This is a genomic window from Achromobacter sp. 2789STDY5608621 (assembly GCF_001299375.1).
Lineage (GTDB): Bacteria > Pseudomonadota > Gammaproteobacteria > Burkholderiales > Burkholderiaceae_B > Achromobacter > Achromobacter insuavis.
Window position 1 is genome coordinate 24241 of the sequence record NZ_CYTU01000038.1, and the last position, 16134, is coordinate 40374.

General features: G+C 71.1%; 11 protein-coding genes and 1 pseudogene. 8 read left to right on the forward strand and 4 right to left on the reverse strand.

Annotated features, from left to right (window positions below; all coding sequences use genetic code 11):
* Positions 1 to 200 (reverse strand): annotated as a pseudogene (locus AOZ53_RS34845) (hypothetical protein); the annotation flags it as partial.
* A gap of 133 nt (positions 201 to 333) precedes the next feature.
* Positions 334 to 3366 carry a PAS domain S-box protein gene (locus AOZ53_RS25620; RefSeq protein WP_054489903.1) on the reverse strand — a complete coding sequence of 1011 codons (3033 nt, stop codon included), beginning with the start codon at positions 3364 to 3366 and terminating at the stop codon, positions 334 to 336.
* 155 nt (positions 3367 to 3521) lie between these two features.
* On the opposite strand from AOZ53_RS25620, the gene AOZ53_RS25625 reads away from it, so the two are divergent.
* The 5 genes from AOZ53_RS25625 (at position 3522) to AOZ53_RS25645 (ending at position 11505) form a co-directional block, all read left to right on the forward strand.
* The gene (locus AOZ53_RS25625) at positions 3522 to 4484 is read left to right on the forward strand and encodes a helix-turn-helix transcriptional regulator (RefSeq protein WP_054434928.1); all 963 of its coding nucleotides are present in this window, start codon (positions 3522 to 3524) and stop codon (positions 4482 to 4484) included.
* 140 nt (positions 4485 to 4624) lie between these two features.
* Complete coding sequence (locus AOZ53_RS25630) at positions 4625 to 6832, forward strand: TonB-dependent receptor (RefSeq protein ID WP_054489905.1); 2208 nt, start codon at positions 4625 to 4627, stop codon at positions 6830 to 6832.
* A 14-nt stretch (positions 6833 to 6846) separates the two neighbouring features.
* On the forward strand, positions 6847 to 8034 hold the full coding sequence (locus AOZ53_RS25635; RefSeq protein WP_054489907.1) for an MFS transporter: 1188 nt from the start codon (positions 6847 to 6849) through the stop codon (positions 8032 to 8034).
* Entirely contained in the window at positions 8024 to 9796 is a 1773-nt protein-coding gene (locus tag AOZ53_RS25640; protein WP_054460666.1) for an ABC transporter ATP-binding protein, read from the forward strand. Before AOZ53_RS25635 ends, AOZ53_RS25640 begins: the two co-directional genes overlap by 11 nt.
* Positions 9793 to 11505, forward strand: coding sequence for an ABC transporter ATP-binding protein (locus AOZ53_RS25645; protein ID WP_156333514.1), 1713 nt, complete (start codon positions 9793 to 9795; stop codon positions 11503 to 11505). The genes AOZ53_RS25640 and AOZ53_RS25645 overlap by 4 nt, the downstream gene beginning before the upstream one ends.
* A gap of 14 nt (positions 11506 to 11519) precedes the next feature.
* On the opposite strand, the gene AOZ53_RS25650 is transcribed toward AOZ53_RS25645, so the two are convergent.
* A complete protein-coding gene (locus AOZ53_RS25650) occupies positions 11520 to 12233 on the reverse strand; it encodes a DUF2325 domain-containing protein (RefSeq protein ID WP_054434919.1) in 714 nt (237 codons plus the stop codon).
* Positions 12234 to 12526: 293 nt separating this feature from the next.
* Between AOZ53_RS25650 and AOZ53_RS25655 the strand changes: the two genes are divergently transcribed.
* Positions 12527 to 12835 carry a flagellar transcriptional regulator FlhD gene (locus AOZ53_RS25655; protein ID WP_054478435.1) on the forward strand — a complete coding sequence of 103 codons (309 nt, stop codon included), beginning with the start codon at positions 12527 to 12529 and terminating at the stop codon, positions 12833 to 12835.
* 112 nt (positions 12836 to 12947) lie between these two features.
* Here the strand turns inward: AOZ53_RS25655 and AOZ53_RS25660 are convergent, their stop codons facing one another.
* Complete coding sequence (locus tag AOZ53_RS25660) at positions 12948 to 14231, reverse strand: MFS transporter (protein WP_054434915.1); 1284 nt, start codon at positions 14229 to 14231, stop codon at positions 12948 to 12950.
* Positions 14232 to 14335: 104 nt separating this feature from the next.
* On the opposite strand from AOZ53_RS25660, the gene AOZ53_RS25665 reads away from it, so the two are divergent.
* Both AOZ53_RS25665 and AOZ53_RS25670 read left to right on the forward strand, forming a co-directional pair.
* Positions 14336 to 15244: a LysR family transcriptional regulator gene (locus AOZ53_RS25665; RefSeq protein WP_054434913.1), complete on the forward strand. Its 909-nt coding sequence runs from the start codon at positions 14336 to 14338 to the stop codon at positions 15242 to 15244.
* Between the two features lie 141 nt (positions 15245 to 15385).
* Positions 15386 to 16134 (forward strand): mucoidy inhibitor MuiA family protein (locus tag AOZ53_RS25670; RefSeq protein WP_231690687.1); only part of this gene is annotated, 749 nt, incomplete at its 3' end.

The window sequence follows — 16134 nt, forward strand, 5'->3', positions numbered from 1 at the left end:
GGCATGCTCTGGGTATTGGGCGCCGCGTTCGGCGCGGGCGCCATCTGGCCCGGAGGCACCGGCCGGTTGGGCGGCACCGCGGTGCCTTCGTTCGGCGTGGAGGAAGGCGTAGTGGGACTGGCCGACTGGGCCAGGACGGCGCCGGAGGCGCCCAGGCTGGCAGCCACTACGATGGCATAGGTCAACGCACGGATTTTCATGGGGTTCACTCCTTTGTTCCAGTTGTTCCTGCTCTACAGCAACCCCCATGCCCGCACCGCTTGCCCGGCGGCCCCCCCTCCCCGCGCCGGCAATATTTACCGGTCTTTGCAACCCGTTCGTGCGCGCCCGCCGTCACCGGCGCGGCGACCTCCCGCCCCCCGCTTCGGACAGGGCAGCGGGCGCGGCGGCGCCCGTTTCCAGCATCCGCCGCACCCGCGTGGCCAGCGCGTCCAGGGCGAAGGGCTTGACGATCAGCTCCATCCCACTGTCGAGAAAGCCCGACCCGCGCGCCGCGCTCTCGGCGTAGCCGGTCATCAGCAACACCTTCAGGCCGGGATGCGCGGCACGCGCCGCGTCGGCCAACTGGCGGCCATTCAGGCCGGGCAGGCCGACGTCGGTCACCAGCAGGTCGATATCGGCATGGGCCCGCAATTGTTCGAGGCCGCTGTCCCCGTCTTGCGCCGTCAGCACCCTCAGGCCCAGCTCGGCCAGGCTTTCATGCACCATTTCCCGCACGTTGGCGTCGTCCTCCACCAACAGCACCAGCGCGGGACGCGCCGAGCCGGCCAGCGGCCCGGTCGTCGGCAGCGCCGCCGCCGCCGGCACGGCCGCGCCGTCGTACCGCGGCAGGAAAATGCTCACCGATGTGCCCGCTCCCACCTCGCTGTCCAGGGTCACCACGCCGCCCGCCTGCTTGGCAAAGCCGTAGATCATCGACAACCCGAGCCCGGTGCCCTCGCCCAGCGGTTTGGTGGTGAAGAACGGATCGAAGGCATGGGCCAGCACGTCGGGCGTCATGCCGCAACCCACGTCCTGCACCCGCACTTCGACGAACGCGCCCGCCTGCACCCCGCCATACGGGCGCAGGAACGCCGCGTCCAGGCGCGTGTTGAGCGCGGACACCGTCAAGACGCCGCCGTCCGGCATGGCGTCGCAGGCATTGATCACCAGGTTCAGCAACGCGTTCTCGAACTGGTTTCGGTCGCAGCGCACCGGCCACAGTTCCGCCTGCAGATCGAAGACCAGCGACACGCCTTCGCCGGTATAACGGTGGAACAGGTCGGCCATCGACTGCAAGGTGGACGCCACCGCAAAGGGCTGCGGGTCGATCGGCTGGCGCCGCGAAAACGTCAGCAGGCGCTGCGTCAGATGGGCCGCGCGGTTGGCCGAGTCCATGGCTACGCTGACAAAGCGCACGGCCTGTTCCGGCACCCCCGCGGCCAGCTTGCGCTGGATCAGGTAAAGCGCCCCGGTGATCCCCTGCAGCATGTTGTTGAAGTCATGCGCGATGCCGCCCGTGAGCCGGCCCACCGCTTCCATCTTCTGCGCCTGGCGCAACGCGTTCTCCGTTTCCAGCAGCATCTCGGCCTGGGTCTTCAAGCCGGTATCGTCGCGGCCAGCCATATACAGGCTGTCCTGCGCCCACGACATGCTCCAGGTGATCCAGGCGTAGCTGCCATCGCGCTTGAGGACGCGGTTTTCCAGGTGCCGCACGCCCTGCGTCGCCTCGGCCTGCCGCGCCTGCGCCAGCGCTTGGCGGGTGGCTTCGTAGTCATCCGGATGGATCTGCTGGCGTAGTCCCAGGGCCAGGAACTGCTCCTGGGTCCAGCCCAGGATCTTCCGTACCGCGGGGTTGACGCTCGCATAGCGCCCCTGCGCGTCGATCACCGCCAGCAACTCGGGCGACAGGCGCCAGATGCGATCGCGTTCGGCGATCGCGTGCTCGACCCGTTGTTCCAGCATGCGCGCATATTGCGAGCGCTCGACCGCGCCGCACAAGCGCTCGGCCAGTTCCTCGATGCAGGCCACATCGCCGCGCTTGAGCCGGGATCCGGGCGCCGGCCGCACCACCAGCGCACCGCCCTGGCGGCCCCACCGCGCCATCGGCACAACAATCGCGGACGGCAGGATGGTGCCGTTGGCCTGCGCCAACAATGGTTCCAGGAAGGCGGTGCGGCCGCAGGACAATGCCTCAAACGCCTGGGCGAGCAATTCCGGCTCCAGGTCGGCCCCGGCCGCGGCGCCGTTGTCCGGCTGCGGCCGCCAACAGGTCGACACGACCGCGCCGGCATCCTCGGCGCGCCAGTCCACCACCGCCACCAGTGCCAACGCCAGGTGCTGGCCCAGGCTTTCGCACGCCAATTGCTCGATCGCCGCCTGTTGCTGCAACTCGCGCATGCGGTCGCCCAGCCCCAGCACGAACGTCTTGCGATGCTGGCCTTCCCACAACTCCGCTTCGGCGATCTTGCGCGCGGTGACGTCCAGGAACAGCGCCATCATCTGGTTGTCGCCTTCCCGCCGCGCGCGCGCCTCGTACCACGCCTGCCGGGGCGCCGGCACCGCGAATTCGAACTGCGCCGGCTCGCCCGTCTCGACCACGCGGGCGAAGGTGTCCAGGATCTGGTCGGGCACGCCGGGCACCATCTCGCGCAGCGTGTGGCCCAGCGTATCGCCTTCTTTCATGCCGCTCTGCCGCTCGAACGCCGGGTTGACCTCGATGAAGCGAAAGTCGACGATGCGGCCATCGGCGTCGCGCAGCGCTTCGCTCAGGAAGAACGCCTCCTGCATGCCCTCGAACATGGCGCGCCAACGTTCGCCGCTGCGGCGCAACGCGGTCTCGGTCAAGTGCCGCTCGATGGCCAGGGCGGCGCTGCGCGTCACCACCGCGATCGCGTCGATATCGTCGGCCGATGGCCCCCGAGGCGACAGGTAGTAGTTCGAGAACACCCCCAGCAGACGCCCGTCGGGCGCCTTGATGGGCGTGGACCAGCAGGCCCTCAAGCCCTGCGCCAACGCCTGCGCGCGCCAGGGCTCCCAGGCCGGATGGCTGGCAATGTCCTCGACGTACACCGGGCAACCGGAGTACGCGGCCGTGCCCCAGGACGCCATTTGGGGCCCGATCGGCGCATGGTCGACGGCGGCATTGAACCCAGCCGGCAGGCTGGGCGCCGCGCCGTGCCGCAGGAAGCGGCCGGACTCATCGACCAGCGCGATCGACGCGCGCAGCTCGACACTCGATTGCGCCTCGATGGCGTGCAGCATGTGCCCCAGCACCTCGGCCAACGGCATGCCCGCGGCAATCCGCTGCAGCATGACGCGCTCGTCTTCGAGTCGCGCCAGCGTGTCGGTCCAGGGATGGGATACGCGGTCTCGCTGGGTCAGCATGGAATCTCCGGAAGGAGTACCACTGTATTGCGGGCAACCGGCGCCAGCCGAAACCCTCGGTAACGCGACATTACGCCTTGCCGCCAATTCCGGATGACACTATATTGCGATTGATTCCTATTCATAAAAGGACCGCTGGCGCCAGCGGTTATCCCATGCATCACGCCTCTCGCCCCGCCACCCCTTGCACCGAACGCCGCTTCGGAGACATCGCGTCAGACTGGGGCTATGACGGCCGCGTCGAGGCCGCGCATCGCCCGGACACGCCCGCGGAACAGCGCGTCGTGGCCCAGGGCCGCATCCAGATGGCGACCACCGCCAGCGGCCTGCGCCTGTGCGCCAGTGACCTGCTCGCGACCCGCAACCACGTGCGCAGCGCCGATCTGAACCGCTCGCTCACGGTCTACGCGATGCTGGACGGCCCCGCGCTCGACTGGCGTCACGGCCCGGCCGCGCGGCCGCAGCGCGGCGCCGCCCATGCCGCGGTGCTGGCGGTGCGCGACGCGGCCCGCATGACCGAAATCCAGCGCGCCGGCCAGCGCAGCCGATGCCTGGTGGTGCAGGTCACGCCCGACTCGCTGGGCGACGCGGCGCTGGCCGAGCAGGTGCAGGCCTGCCTGCACCGCACCCAGGTGCGGCCGCTGCCGGCGCCGGAACGCCTGCGGGCGCTGGCGGCCGACATGCTGGCGGCCCGGCCTGGCGGCGCGGTCTCGCGCCTGTTCCTGGAAAGCTGCGCGCTGGAAATGCTGGCTCGCGGCCTGCAGAGCCTGGACGACGCGCCCGCCGCCGAAGACGCGCGCCTGCATCCCCTGGATCGCCAGCGCATGCTGCGGGTGCGCGATCGCCTGCTGGCCGAGCCCGGCCACCCCCACCGCCTGGCCGACCTGGCGCGCGACGCCGGCGTCAGCATCACCACCCTCAAGCAGAAATTCCCGCTGGCGGTCGGCGCGCCGGTCTTTGAATATCTGCGGCAGGTGCGCCTGGAACGCGCCCGCCGCGGGCTGCTGCACGAAGGCTGGAGCGTCAAGCAGGCGGCGTTCTATGCCGGCTACCGGCATCCCACCAATTTCACCACCGCCTACCGCCGCCGCTTCGGCGCGGCGCCGTCGCGCGGCTAGCGCCTCCCCCGCGATTGGCCGCGGGCATAGCAGCGGCGGCCGCGCGCATAGCACTTGAATGACATCAATTCTCATTGGTGGCACAGAATTGCCGCAGGTGCCGCCCGTGCGGCAGCCCACGTCGTCACCCTGAGAGTGAAATGCCCTTCCTGCCCCTGCCCTTGCCCCGCATCGCCCCCCTGACTCCGATTGCCAGCGCGCTGGCCCTGCTGCTGGGCGCGGCCGCCGCCGCCCCGGCCGCAGCCGCCGATTCCGCGCCGGTCGCGGTCACGCCGGCCACCGCCGAACTGCCGCCCATCTACGTCACCGCGCGCAAGCGCCTGGAAAACCTCATCAATGTGCCGGTCAGCGTCAGCGTCTTCGACGGCGGCGAATTGCAGGACCTGCGCACCGCCAACGTCGAAAGCGTGCTGCGCATGACGCCCAACGTCGGCTACTCCGCGCTCGGCGATGGCCGCTCGACCCATCTCTCGATCCGCGGCATCGGCACGATGGCGCAACCCCTGGGCAGCGACGACACCTCGGTGGTGGCCTATGTCGACGGCGTGCCGCAGCCCCTGTTCGCCGCCGACCAGCAATTGCTGGACGTGGAGCGCGTCGAGGTGCTGCGCGGCCCGCAAGGCACGCTGTTCGGCCGCAACGCGCAGGCCGGCGCCATCGACATCATCACGCGCAAGCCCGCCGACACCCTGGAAATGGAGGCCGGCATGGAAGCCGGCAGCCGCCAGTACCGCCGGGGCTGGGCCTCGATCTCGGGTCCGATCGTGGCCGACAAGCTGTCCGGCCGGCTGGCGATCGGCTACAGCGGCCAGGACGGCGAGGTGCGCAACCTGGCCGGGCGCGAGGTGGGCGACGTGTCCACCCCATCGGTGCGCGGCACGCTGGTGGCGCGCCCCAATGCCGATACCACCCTGACGCTGGCGGCCTATGCCCAGCGCGACCGCAACACCCCATCCAATTTCGTGCTGCGCCACACCAGCGGCTATCCCGTGGTGGCGCTGGATCCCGAGGGCCACACGGAACGCAAGACCGCCGGCATCGCGCTCACCGCCGAGCGCCGCTTCGCCCAGGTGGTGGCCACGTCCGTCACCGCGCTCAACCACTACGGCTACGACTCGCTCAGCAACAACTCCGAGGCCCTGACCTTTTCCAAGGTGTTCGGCCTGCCCGCCAGCGCCTTCGTGCCGGCCACCGACTTCAGCACCTACGACGAAAACCAGAACACCTTCCACCAGGAATTGCGCCTGGCCAGCCTGCCGCAGGCGCCGGTGTCGTGGGTCGCCGGCCTGAACTACTACCAGGACGACTACCGGCTGCGCAGCTACTACCAGTCGCCGTTCTTTCCCGCCACCAACGGCTGGCGCGACAACCGCCAGCGCACCCGCAGCTACGCGCTGTTCGGCGAAGCCACCACGCCGCTGTTCGGCGATCCGCGCCTCAAACTCACCGGCGGCCTGCGCTACACCCGCGACAACAAGCGCTACGACGCGCAATACCGCAACAATGGCTTTGCCGGCAACGTCGCCGCCTTCGGCCAGTCCGATGACCTGGGCTACAACCTGGTCACCGGCCGCGTATCGCTCAGCTACGACCTGACGCCGGCCAACGTGATCTACGCCAGCGCCGCGCGCGGCGCCAAGAGCGGCGGCTTTCCCAACTTCACCAACAACGCGGTGTCCGGCAAGCCGGACCAGCCCTACGCCGACGCCAGCTCCTGGACCTTCGAGGTCGGCAGCAAGAACCAGTGGCTGGACAATCGCCTCGGCCTGAACGCCGCGCTGTTCTACAACACGGTCAAGAACGAGAACCTGATGGCGATGGATTCGGCGTCGTTCACCTTCGTGCCCAAGTCCATCGATACCCGCAGCTACGGCGCCGAACTGGAAACGCGCTACGCCATCGGCCGCGGCTTCGAGCTGGCGGGCAGCCTCGGCTACACCCATGCGGTGCTGCGCAATGTCTCGGCCGATGTCGCCGCCTCGTCGGGCGCCAGGGACGGCAACCGCGTGCCGAGCGTGCCAAGCTGGAACGCGGCGGTCACGCTGCAGTACCGCGGCCGCGTGCCGGGACTGGACAGCGCCGATGCGCCGAACCTGTTCGCGGCCGCCCAGTATCAGTTCGTCGGCGCGCGCAAGGCGGACGTCGGCGCGCATTTCGATCTGGACCGCTACGCCATCGTCAACGCCAAGCTGGGGCTGGAGTTCGCGCACTACGACCTGTACCTGTTCGGGCAGAACCTGTCGAACGCGCGCCCCCAGTACATCGGCCTGTACTACGGTCCCGGCGCCGAGGCCACCACCATCGGCCAGGGCCGGGTGATCGGCGCCGGCGTGACGATGCGCTACTGAGCGCGCCGCCCGCCATGCGCTACGCCGTCCTCGCCCTGCTGTCCTGCCAGCAGTACCTGGCCATTGCCTTCCTGTACGCGGCGGTGCCGGCCGTGCTGCGCCAGCAGGGCGCGCCGCTGCCGGTCATCGGGCTGTTCGGCCTGGTGTTCTTTGCCTTCACGGTCAATTTCCTGTGGGCGCCGCTGGTGGACCGCTACCCGCTGACGCGGTTGGGCCGGCGGCGCTCGTGGATTCTGCTGATGCAGGGCCTGGCCGCGGCGGTCACGGCATTGGCCGCCTTGCTCGACCCCGGCCGGCAGGTCGCGGCGCTGCTGGCCGCGAGCCTGGCGCTGGCCACGCTCGCGGCCACGCAGCGCATCGCCACCCTGGGCTATGCCGCGGATTCGCTGCGGCCGACGCAGCGCGCCTGTGGCGCGGCCGTGATGGGCTGGGGCATGTCGGTGGGCAACGCGCTCGGCGGCGCGGCCGGGCTGTCCCTGATCGAAACGTTCGGCTGGCGCGACGCGCTGCTGTCCGGCGCCGCGCTGATGGCATTGCTGGCCGGCCTGGCGCCGCTGCTGCCCGAACCCGCCGCGGGCGCGGCCACGCCCGCGGCGCCGGTCGCGCGCGGCGCGTGGTGGCAACCGGGCATGTGGCGCGCCGTCGCCATCGTCGCGCCCGCCACCGTGGGCGTGGCGCTGGCGTTCCCCATGGCGGCCCCCTGGCTGGTCGATCTGGGCCTGCCCCTGCCCCAGGTGGGCCTGGTCATCGCGGCGGCCACGGTGCTGGCCTTCACCAGCGCCGGACCGTTGGCCGGACTGGGGCTGCGGCGCCTGCCCGCGCCGCGCGCCGTGCTGGCCAGCGCGCTGTTGCTGACCCCGCCGTTCGCCCTGCTGGCCGGCGCGCAGGGGCTGTTGGCGGCGCGGCCCTGGACGCTGTTGAGCGTGTTCGTCATCTTCAGCGCGCTGGCGGTGCAGAACGTCGCGTTCAACACCTATTTCTACAGCCTGGCGCGGCCCGGACGCGCCGCCGCCGACGTCACCTTCCTCACGGCCATGATGTCGGTGGCCGCCATGGCGGGCTTCGGCGCCAGCGGCTTCGTGGCGGCCGCCTGGGGCTATGGCGCCACCCTGGCCGCCGCAGCGGCCGGCTATGCCGCCACGGCGCTGCTGGCCTGGCGCCTGGCGCCCGCGGGCGGCAACGGGGCGCGCCATGCGCGCTGACCTGCGCCTGCTGTCCAGGCTGGCGCGCGGCGAAACGCCGCTGCTGTCGCTGGCGGTGGCGCTGGCGATCGCCGCCAGCGCGCTGGAACTGCTGCCCTACTGGCTGATCTACCGCATGGCCATGGCGCTGACCGCCCCGGCGGCCGCGGCGACCGGTTCGCTGGCGGCGCTGGCCGGCGCGCTGTTGCTGGCCGCCGTCGCGCGCCTGGCCGTATTCGGCGCCGCCAATGTGGCCTCGCACGCCGCCGCCTTCCGCATCCAGGCGCGGCTGCGCGCCGACCTGCTGCGCCAGCTCGGCCGGCTGCCATTGTCCGCCTCGCACGGGCGGGCTGGCGCCCTGAAGAAGACCCTGGTGGACGACATCAATGGCCTGGAGAGCGTGATCGGCCATACGCTGCCCGACGCGGTCGCCGGCCTGGCGGTGCCGCTGCTGGCGGCGGCCGGGCTGTTCGCGCTGGACTGGCGCATGGCGCTGGCCTCGCTGGCGCTGCTGCCGCTGGCCTTGTGGGCCTATCGCCGCAGCTTCCGCGGGCTGGACCCCATCCTGCGGCAATGGCATGCCGCCGACGCCGCCGCGAACGACGCGCTGCTGGAACACATCAACGGCATCGCCACGCTCAAGGCCCACGACCGCGCCGCGACCTCCATGACGGCGCTGCGCCAGGCGGTGCATGCGCTGGCGACGCTGGCCCACGACGTGACACGCCGCACCGCCATTCCCTATGCATTGTTCTTCGTCGCCCTGTCGACCAACCTGGCGGTGGTACTGCCCGCCGGCATCCTGCTGGCCGCGCAGGGTAGCCTGTCGCCCGCCGGCCTGCTGCTGTTCGTGACCCTGGGCGCGGGCCTGACCGCGCCGCTGCTGCGACTGCTGGGCGCCTTCGGCGCGCTGCGCAGGCAGATGCTGGGCACGCGCCGCGTCGTCGCCTTGCTCGACCAGGCCGTGCCGCCCGCTCCTGCGCCGCGGGCGCGGCCGCCCCGTTTCGACCTGCGCCTCGAACACGTGCATGCCGGTCCGGCCGACGGTCCCGACACCCTGCACGACCTGACGCTGGCGGCCCCCAGCCCCGGCTATACGCTGATCGTCGGCCCCAGCGGCGCGGGCAAGAGCAGCCTGCTGGGCCTGTTGTATGGCGCCTGCGAACAGCGCGCCGGACGACTCGAGGTGGGCGGCGTATCCTGGTTCGAGGTGCCCGCCGCCAGCCGCGCCGAATGGGTGTCGTGCGTGTTCCAGGACATACTGGTCTTTGCCGGCACCCTGCGCGAAAACCTGCTGATCGCCTGTCCGGACGCATCCGCCGACGCCATCGCGCGGGCCGTCCGCGCGGCCGGTCTGGAGACCCTGCTGGCGCGCCTGCCGCAAGGCCTGGACACGCCCGTGGCGGAACGCGGCGCCAGCCTGTCCGGTGGCGAGCGGCAACGCCTGGCGCTGGCTCGCGCCCTGCTGGCCGACACGCCGGTGCTGTTGCTGGACGAGGCCACCTCCGCCGCCGACCCGGCCACCGAGCGCGGCATCCAGCGAGCGCTGCGGCGCCTGGCCGCGGATCGGACCGTGATTGCCGTGTCGCACCGGTTGGCGCAGGCGCCCGCGGCCGACCGCATCATCGTGCTGGACGCAGGCCGGATCCAGGGCATCGGCACGCACGCCGAGCTGCTGGCGGACTGTGCCGTGTACCGGCGCTTGTGGCGGGCCCAGGCCCGCGCCCCGGCGTGGACACTGGCGCGCGCCGAACCGGCGCCGTCCGGCGCGAGCGCGCCATGATGCCCGACTTCGGTTTCGACCTGGCCGGCCGCAAGGACCCGCGCCTGGCGCGCGGGCTGGCCTGCGGCATCCTGGCGGCCCTGGTCGAGACGCTGCCGTATCTGGTGCTGTACCACGCGCTCGGCCGCGTCATGGCGGGCAGCGCCAGCGCGAGCCTCGCGCTGCAGGTGTTGCTGGCGCTGGCGGCCTGCAATGGCGCCCTGGTGTGGCTGAAGGCGCGCGCCAACGTCCTCAATTTCGGCGCGGTATACACACTGGCGGCCGACGCGCGGCTACGGATGGCCGATGGACTCGGCCGGCTGCCGCTGGGCCGGCTGCAACAACGCCGCCGGGCCGCCATCGTCGAACTGCTGACCGGCCGCTATACCCACTACCAGGAGATCGTGGCGCGGGTCTGGGGGCTGTCGGTCGCCAATGCCGCCGTGCCGCTGTTCCTGTGGCTGCTGTTGTGCGCCCTGCAGCCCGCGCTGGCGCTGCTGTGCGCCGTGCTGGGTCCCGCCGCCTATCTTGTCATCCCCTGGTCCCATCGGCTGCTGTCGAGGGCCGATACGCGGCTGGCGGCCCTGCGCGAGCAGACCGTGGCGGCGCTGCTCGAACAGGCCGAATGCCAGCGCGACCTGCGCCAGTTCGACCGGCGCGGGGCGCGGTTGGCGCGCGCCCTGGACTTGCTGGACCGGTTGCGGCGCGAACAGATGCGTGCCGAGCTGGCGCCCGCGCCGGCGTTGCTGCTGTTCGGCTGCATGCTGCAGGCGGGCTTTGCCGCCGTGGCGCTGGCGGCGGCGCTGGGGCTCGGCGTCCGTCTGGCGCCGGTCGATTTCCTGGTATTCCTGGTGGTGTCGCTGCGCTACTTTCGCGCGCTGGGCGACCTGGGCCTGAACCTGGCCGAATTGCGCCACGCGCGCGACACGCTGGCCCATATCCGCGCCCTGGCGGCCGAGCCGCCGCTGCCGCAGCCGGCCGCGCCACGCATGCCCGTCGGCAATACCCTCACGCTTGAAGGCGTCGGCCTGTGCCATCACGGCGCGGCGCGGCCGGCGCTGGACGGCATCGATGGCGTCGTGACCGAGGGCCAGCGGGTGGCCCTGGTGGGCGCGTCGGGCAGCGGCAAGTCCACGCTGGCCAGCCTGCTGGCGCGCATGTGGGACCCCGACCGCGGCGCCATCCGCATCGGTGGCGTCGACCTGCGCGACATGGCGGCGCGGACGCTCAACCAGCGCGTCGCGCTGATGCTGCAGGAGGTCGCGCTATTCCGCGCCAGCGTCGCCGACAACCTGCGGCTGGGCCGGCCCGATGCCAGCCTGGACGAAGTCATGGCCGCCGCCCGCGCCGCCCATGCCCATGGGTTCATCGAGCGGCTGCCGCAAGGCTACGAGACGGTGCTGGACGAATCCGTGATCCGCCTGTCCGGCGGCGAACGCCAGCGCCTGGCAATCGCCCGCGCCCTGCTCAAGAACGCGCCCATCCTGGTGCTGGATGAAGCCCTGGCCAGCGTCGATCCTGAAAATGCCTGGGAGATCCAGCGAGCGCTGGACGAATTGGCGCGTGGCCGAACCGTGCTGGCGATCGCGCATCAACTGCGCAGCGTGGTCGATGCCGACGCCATCTGGGTGATGCGCGACGGTCGTATCGTCGAACGCGGCCGCCACGCCGCGCTGCTCGCGGCCAACGGGGAATACGCCCGGCTCTGGCGCGCGCAGGCGCCGGATTGATGCCGCGGACGCGTTCAGCGCGGCAGATCAGCGCTTTCGCGCGCCAGTCCCAGCGCCGTGAGCGCCTCGGGCTTGTCGACCAGCACGCATTGCTTGCCGGTGCGGGTGCAGTGATCCTTGACGCGCCAGTAGGCGCCATGGCTGACGCAGCCGGTCTGGCAGATCACCAGGTCGGCGGCGACCAGGCTGGCTTCCAACGTGTCGCCGTCGGCGCCTTCGCCGCCGCAGTGGCCCAGGTAGCGGCCGCCGGCCATTTCCACCACCTTGCGCGTCAGCATCAGGGCCATGGCGTCCTCGCCCACGCACAGCACGGACTTCTCGCGCAAGGTCGCGGCGGCGATCACCGCGGGCGCCACGGCGGGCTCGGCGGCGCTGTCGAGCGGACGCGCGCGCGCGGCGGCGGCGCGGTCCTGCCAGGCCAGGCGCTCGCGCATCAGGCTCTGCACCCGTTCCATCAGCTGCGTGACGCGCCGGGCCAGCGCCACGCGCTTGGGCAGCCCCGGAATCGCGCCCTCGAGCGCGGCGCGGTCTTCGCGCGCCCAGGCCAGCGCGGTGTCGCGCTGGATGACCGCGGCCCGCAGCTTGAGGACCTCGCCTTCCAGGTGCTGGATGCGCTGCGCCTGGGCGCTGAGCAGGCGGCTGCAGCGGCCCTGCGCCTGGCCATAGGCGGCGAGCAGCGCCGCGTGTTCGCGCTGCAGCGAATTGGGCTCCTGGAATGCTAGGGTCATCGTGGGCCTCTCGGGGTGGCGGACTACAGGCGGACGCGGGTGATGCGCCGTCCAACGTGCTGGGCATTATAAATGAGAATGCGTCTGTTTCAGAATATGAGGATATGCCGAATCCGAGTACAGGGAAATCCATTACTGACGGCCCCTGATCGCTTAAATATGATCGACAAACCATATCGGCACGCAAGCCCTCGCGGGCTTGACTAGACGCCCATACAGGACGCCTCGCGCCTTGCCTGTTCCTGGCCCGTGCAACCGCCGGGTCGCGGATTCAATGAAGTGAGGGGCACCCGATGCCGCGATCAACCGAACTTCTGCGCGATATCCACGAAACCAATCTGATGTATCTGCTGCTGCTGCAGCGGATGGCCCGCACCGGCAACCTGCCGGCGATGGCGGGCATGCAGATATCGGAACGCGCCTGTCAATGGCTGGCAGGCCTGAAACACGAGGAGCTGGCGCGGCTGGCCAAAAGCAGCGTGGTGCTGGCCCAGCTGAACCTGGCGCCGCACCTGCTGCTGGCGACGCTCAGCCAGGGCATGGAGGCCACCCTGGCCGCCGAGGCCCCGGTCGAGGCGCCGCCGGTCCGCACCCCAGCCTAGTTGCCGGCGCCGAAAGGCCGATGGCGCCGACGCCGAAAGGCGCGATGGCCACGCGCCCGAAGGCACGTGGCCGGCGACGCATGCCCGCCCGTCAACGGGACATCCAGGACGCTCAGGACGCGCCCCGCTCCACCGCGGAGGCCGGCGGCACGCGCGCCGTGCGCCAGTAGAGCGCCGCGCTGATGGCCAACGCCGCCGTCAGCAGGCTGCCGGCCATGGCCGCCACGCCGGGCCAGCCGCCATCGGTCCAGAAGTGGCCGCCCAGCGAGCCCAGCACGCTGGAACCTACGTAGTACACCAGCAGGTACAGCGCGGCCGCCAGCGCCTTGTAGCCGCGCGACATCTGGCCGACCCAGCCGCTGGCCACCGCGTGCGCGGCGAAGAAGCCGAAGGTGAAGACGACGATGCCGGCGACCAGCACCACCAGCGTGTCCGACAGGGTCAGCAGCAGGCCCGCCAGCGCAATGCCGGTGCCCGCCGCCAGCATCGCGCCGCGGCCGTGGCGATCGGCCAGGCGGCCGAAGTAGGTCGAGGCGAAGATGCCGACCAGGTACACCACGAAGATGAAGCCGATGAAGGTCTGGCTCAGCGAGAACGGCGGCGCCAGCAGGCGGAAGCCGACGTAGTTGTAGACGGTGACGAAGGCGCCCATCAGCAACCCGCCCATGGCGAACAGGCCGCACAGCGGGCCATTGCGCAGGTGCGCGCCGATGCCGTCGCGCACGTCGCCGGCCACGCCGGCCCAGCCGCGCGAACGCTGCGGCGTGAACCGGCGAGAGGCCGGCAGCAGCCAGATGAACAGCAGCGCCGCGACAATGCCCAGCAAGCCCAGCGTGCCCAGCGCCGCGCGCCAGCCGAAATGATCGGACACCAGGCCCGTGATGACGCGCCCGGACAGGCCGCCGAAGGCGCTGCCGCTGATGTACAGCCCCATGACGAAACCGAGCGTGTCGGGTTCGACCTCTTCGGCCAGGTAGGCCATGGCCACCGCCGGCACCCCGCCCATCGCCACGCCCTGCAACGCGCGCAGCACCAGCAGGCTGTGCCAGTCGGGCGCCACCGCCGCCGCCGTGCCCAGCACGGCCGAGGCGAACAGCGACAGCGCCATGATGCGCTTGCGCGGCAGCGCCTGCGAAAACAGCCCCACCAGGAAGATCGCCACGGCCAGCAGGCCGGTACAGAGCGACAGCACCAGGCTGCTCTGGGCCGGCGACACGCCGAAGGCCTGGGTGAACAGCGGCATCAGCGGCTGCACGCAATACAGCAGCGAAAACGTGGAAAAGCCGGCCGCGAACAGCGCCCACTGGGCGCGCCGCAAGGCCGGCGTGCCGCGCGCCAGGTATTCGGCCTGGGGCGCGGCGGAGGAAGATGGGGGAACGGCTGAGGCGGTGGACATCGGAATTCTCGAAAACATCGGGCAACGGACCCGTGCGATCAAGGTAGACTTTTCCCCTGCATATGTCCAATATATGAAACCGGCACTCCCTATATTTTAAAACGATGGAACTCAGGCACCTGCGCTATTTCACCGTGGTCGCGGAAGAACTGCACTTCACCCGCGCCGCCGCCCGGCTGGGCATCGGCCAGCCGCCGCTGAGCCAGCAGATCCAGCAGCTCGAGCGCGAGATCGGCACCGCGCTGTTCCTGCGCCTGCCGCGCGGGGTCGAGCTGACCGAGGCCGGCGCGCAGTTCCTGGAAGACGCCCGCGCCATCCTGGCCAGCGCCGACCGCGCCATCGACACGGCCCGCCGCCTGGGACGCGGCGAGCACGGCGCCATCACGGTGGGCTTCACCGCCTCGGCCGTGTTCCACCCTTACCTGCCGCGCGCTATCCGCGCCTTCCGCGACCGCTATCCGGACGTGCGCATCAGCCTCACCGAAAGCAACACCGTCAGCCTGCTGCGCGGCCTGCGCGAGAACGCCGTCGACGTCGCCTTCGTGCGGCCGCCGTACGTGCTGGATCCGGAATTCGAGGCCGAGCGCGTGCTCGACGAACCCATGCTGATCGCCCTGCCGCCCGACCATCCGCTCAGCCGCAAGCGCAGCGTGCCGATCGCCGCGCTGGCCGACCAGGATTTCGTGCTGTACCCCCGCCCCATCGGCGCCGGCCTGTACGACGCGATCCAGAACGCCTGCCTGCGCGCCGGGTTCACGCCGCGCGTCATCCAGGAAGCGCCGCAGATGGCCTCGATCGTCAGCCTGGTGGCGGCCGGCGTCGGCATCTCGATCGTGCCCGCCGCCATGCGCCACATGGGCGCCCAAGGCATCGAGTACCGGCCGATCAAGGGCGACGCGCCCCACGCTCTGCTGGACATGGCCTACCGCCGCCACGACCGCTCCGTCGCCGCGCGCAACGCGGTCGAGATGCTGCGGCGGCTGGCGCATCCCGAGCCGTCCGCGCCCGCCTGAAAACAGGGCGGTATCGCCCTGTCGCTTTTGTCATCTTCTGTAAACCCGTGCCCCGCCGCGCCCTGTAAATTGTCGCGCTATCGCCGCTGCGACCCTCTTCACCGGAAGGCCGGCCGGCGCAACCTGCCTATAGGTGCACACGTGCAACGTACTCTTCTGGCCGTGGCCATCGCCACGCTCCCCGGTCTGGCCGCGGCGGCCGGGCTGGCCTCCTCCATCGGCGCGGTGACGGTCTACCAGGACCGCGCTGTCGTCACCCGCGCCGCCAGCAGCGAACTGCCGGCCGGCGAACACGAGCTGGTCCTGGAAAAGCTGCCCGCCAGCCTGCAGGAAAACTCGCTGCAGGTCTCGGCCAAGAGCAGCGGCCAGGCCACCCTGCTGGACGTGCGGGTGCGTGATGCCTTCCAGGCCGATACCGCCAACGAGCGCGTCAAGCAGCTGGAAGACCAGATCCGCAAGCTCCAGGGCCAGCAGGCCGCGCTGGACGACGAGGCGGCGGTGCTGGACAACCAGCGCGAGCTGGTGGCGATGATGCAGCGCGGTGCCACCGAGCCGGCCAAGGACGGCCCGCGCCCGACGCTGGACGAGCTCAAGGCGATCCAGGCCCTCAGCGCCGACACGCTCAGCCGCACGCTCGCCGGCCTGCGCCGCGTGGCCGAGCAGCGCGACGACCTGGAGCGCCAGCTGTCCGCCGCGCAAGGCGAGCTGGGCCAGTTGCAGGGCCAACTCAACCGCCGCACCAAGACGGTCACGCTGCGCGTCAACCTGGCGCGCGCCGGCAAGCTCGATCTGAACGTGTCCTATGCGGTGGCGGGCGCGCGCTGGACGCCGTTCTACGATGCGCGCCTGCGTCCGGCCGACCGCAGCGTCGATCTCGGCTATTTCGGCGT

Bases quoted from the DNA above. Each gene is read 5' to 3' on its own strand.
- AOZ53_RS25640 (WP_054460666.1), top strand. From the start codon at position 8,024: ATGCGCGCTGACCTGCGCCTGCTGTCCAGGCTGGCGCGCGGCGAAACG.
- AOZ53_RS25635 (WP_054489907.1), top strand. From the start codon at position 6,847: ATGCGCTACGCCGTCCTCGCCCTGCTGTCCTGCCAGCAGTACCTGGCC.
- AOZ53_RS25655 (WP_054478435.1), top strand. From the start codon at position 12,527: ATGCCGCGATCAACCGAACTTCTGCGCGATATCCACGAAACCAATCTG.
- AOZ53_RS25645 (WP_156333514.1), top strand. From the start codon at position 9,793: ATGATGCCCGACTTCGGTTTCGACCTGGCCGGCCGCAAGGACCCGCGC.
- AOZ53_RS25630 (WP_054489905.1), top strand. From the start codon at position 4,625: ATGCCCTTCCTGCCCCTGCCCTTGCCCCGCATCGCCCCCCTGACTCCG.
- AOZ53_RS25620 (WP_054489903.1), bottom strand. From the start codon at position 3,366: ATGCTGACCCAGCGAGACCGCGTATCCCATCCCTGGACCGACACGCTG.
- AOZ53_RS25660 (WP_054434915.1), bottom strand. From the start codon at position 14,231: ATGTCCACCGCCTCAGCCGTTCCCCCATCTTCCTCCGCCGCGCCCCAG.
- AOZ53_RS25650 (WP_054434919.1), bottom strand. From the start codon at position 12,233: ATGACCCTAGCATTCCAGGAGCCCAATTCGCTGCAGCGCGAACACGCG.
- AOZ53_RS25665 (WP_054434913.1), top strand. From the start codon at position 14,336: ATGGAACTCAGGCACCTGCGCTATTTCACCGTGGTCGCGGAAGAACTG.
- AOZ53_RS25625 (WP_054434928.1), top strand. From the start codon at position 3,522: ATGCATCACGCCTCTCGCCCCGCCACCCCTTGCACCGAACGCCGCTTC.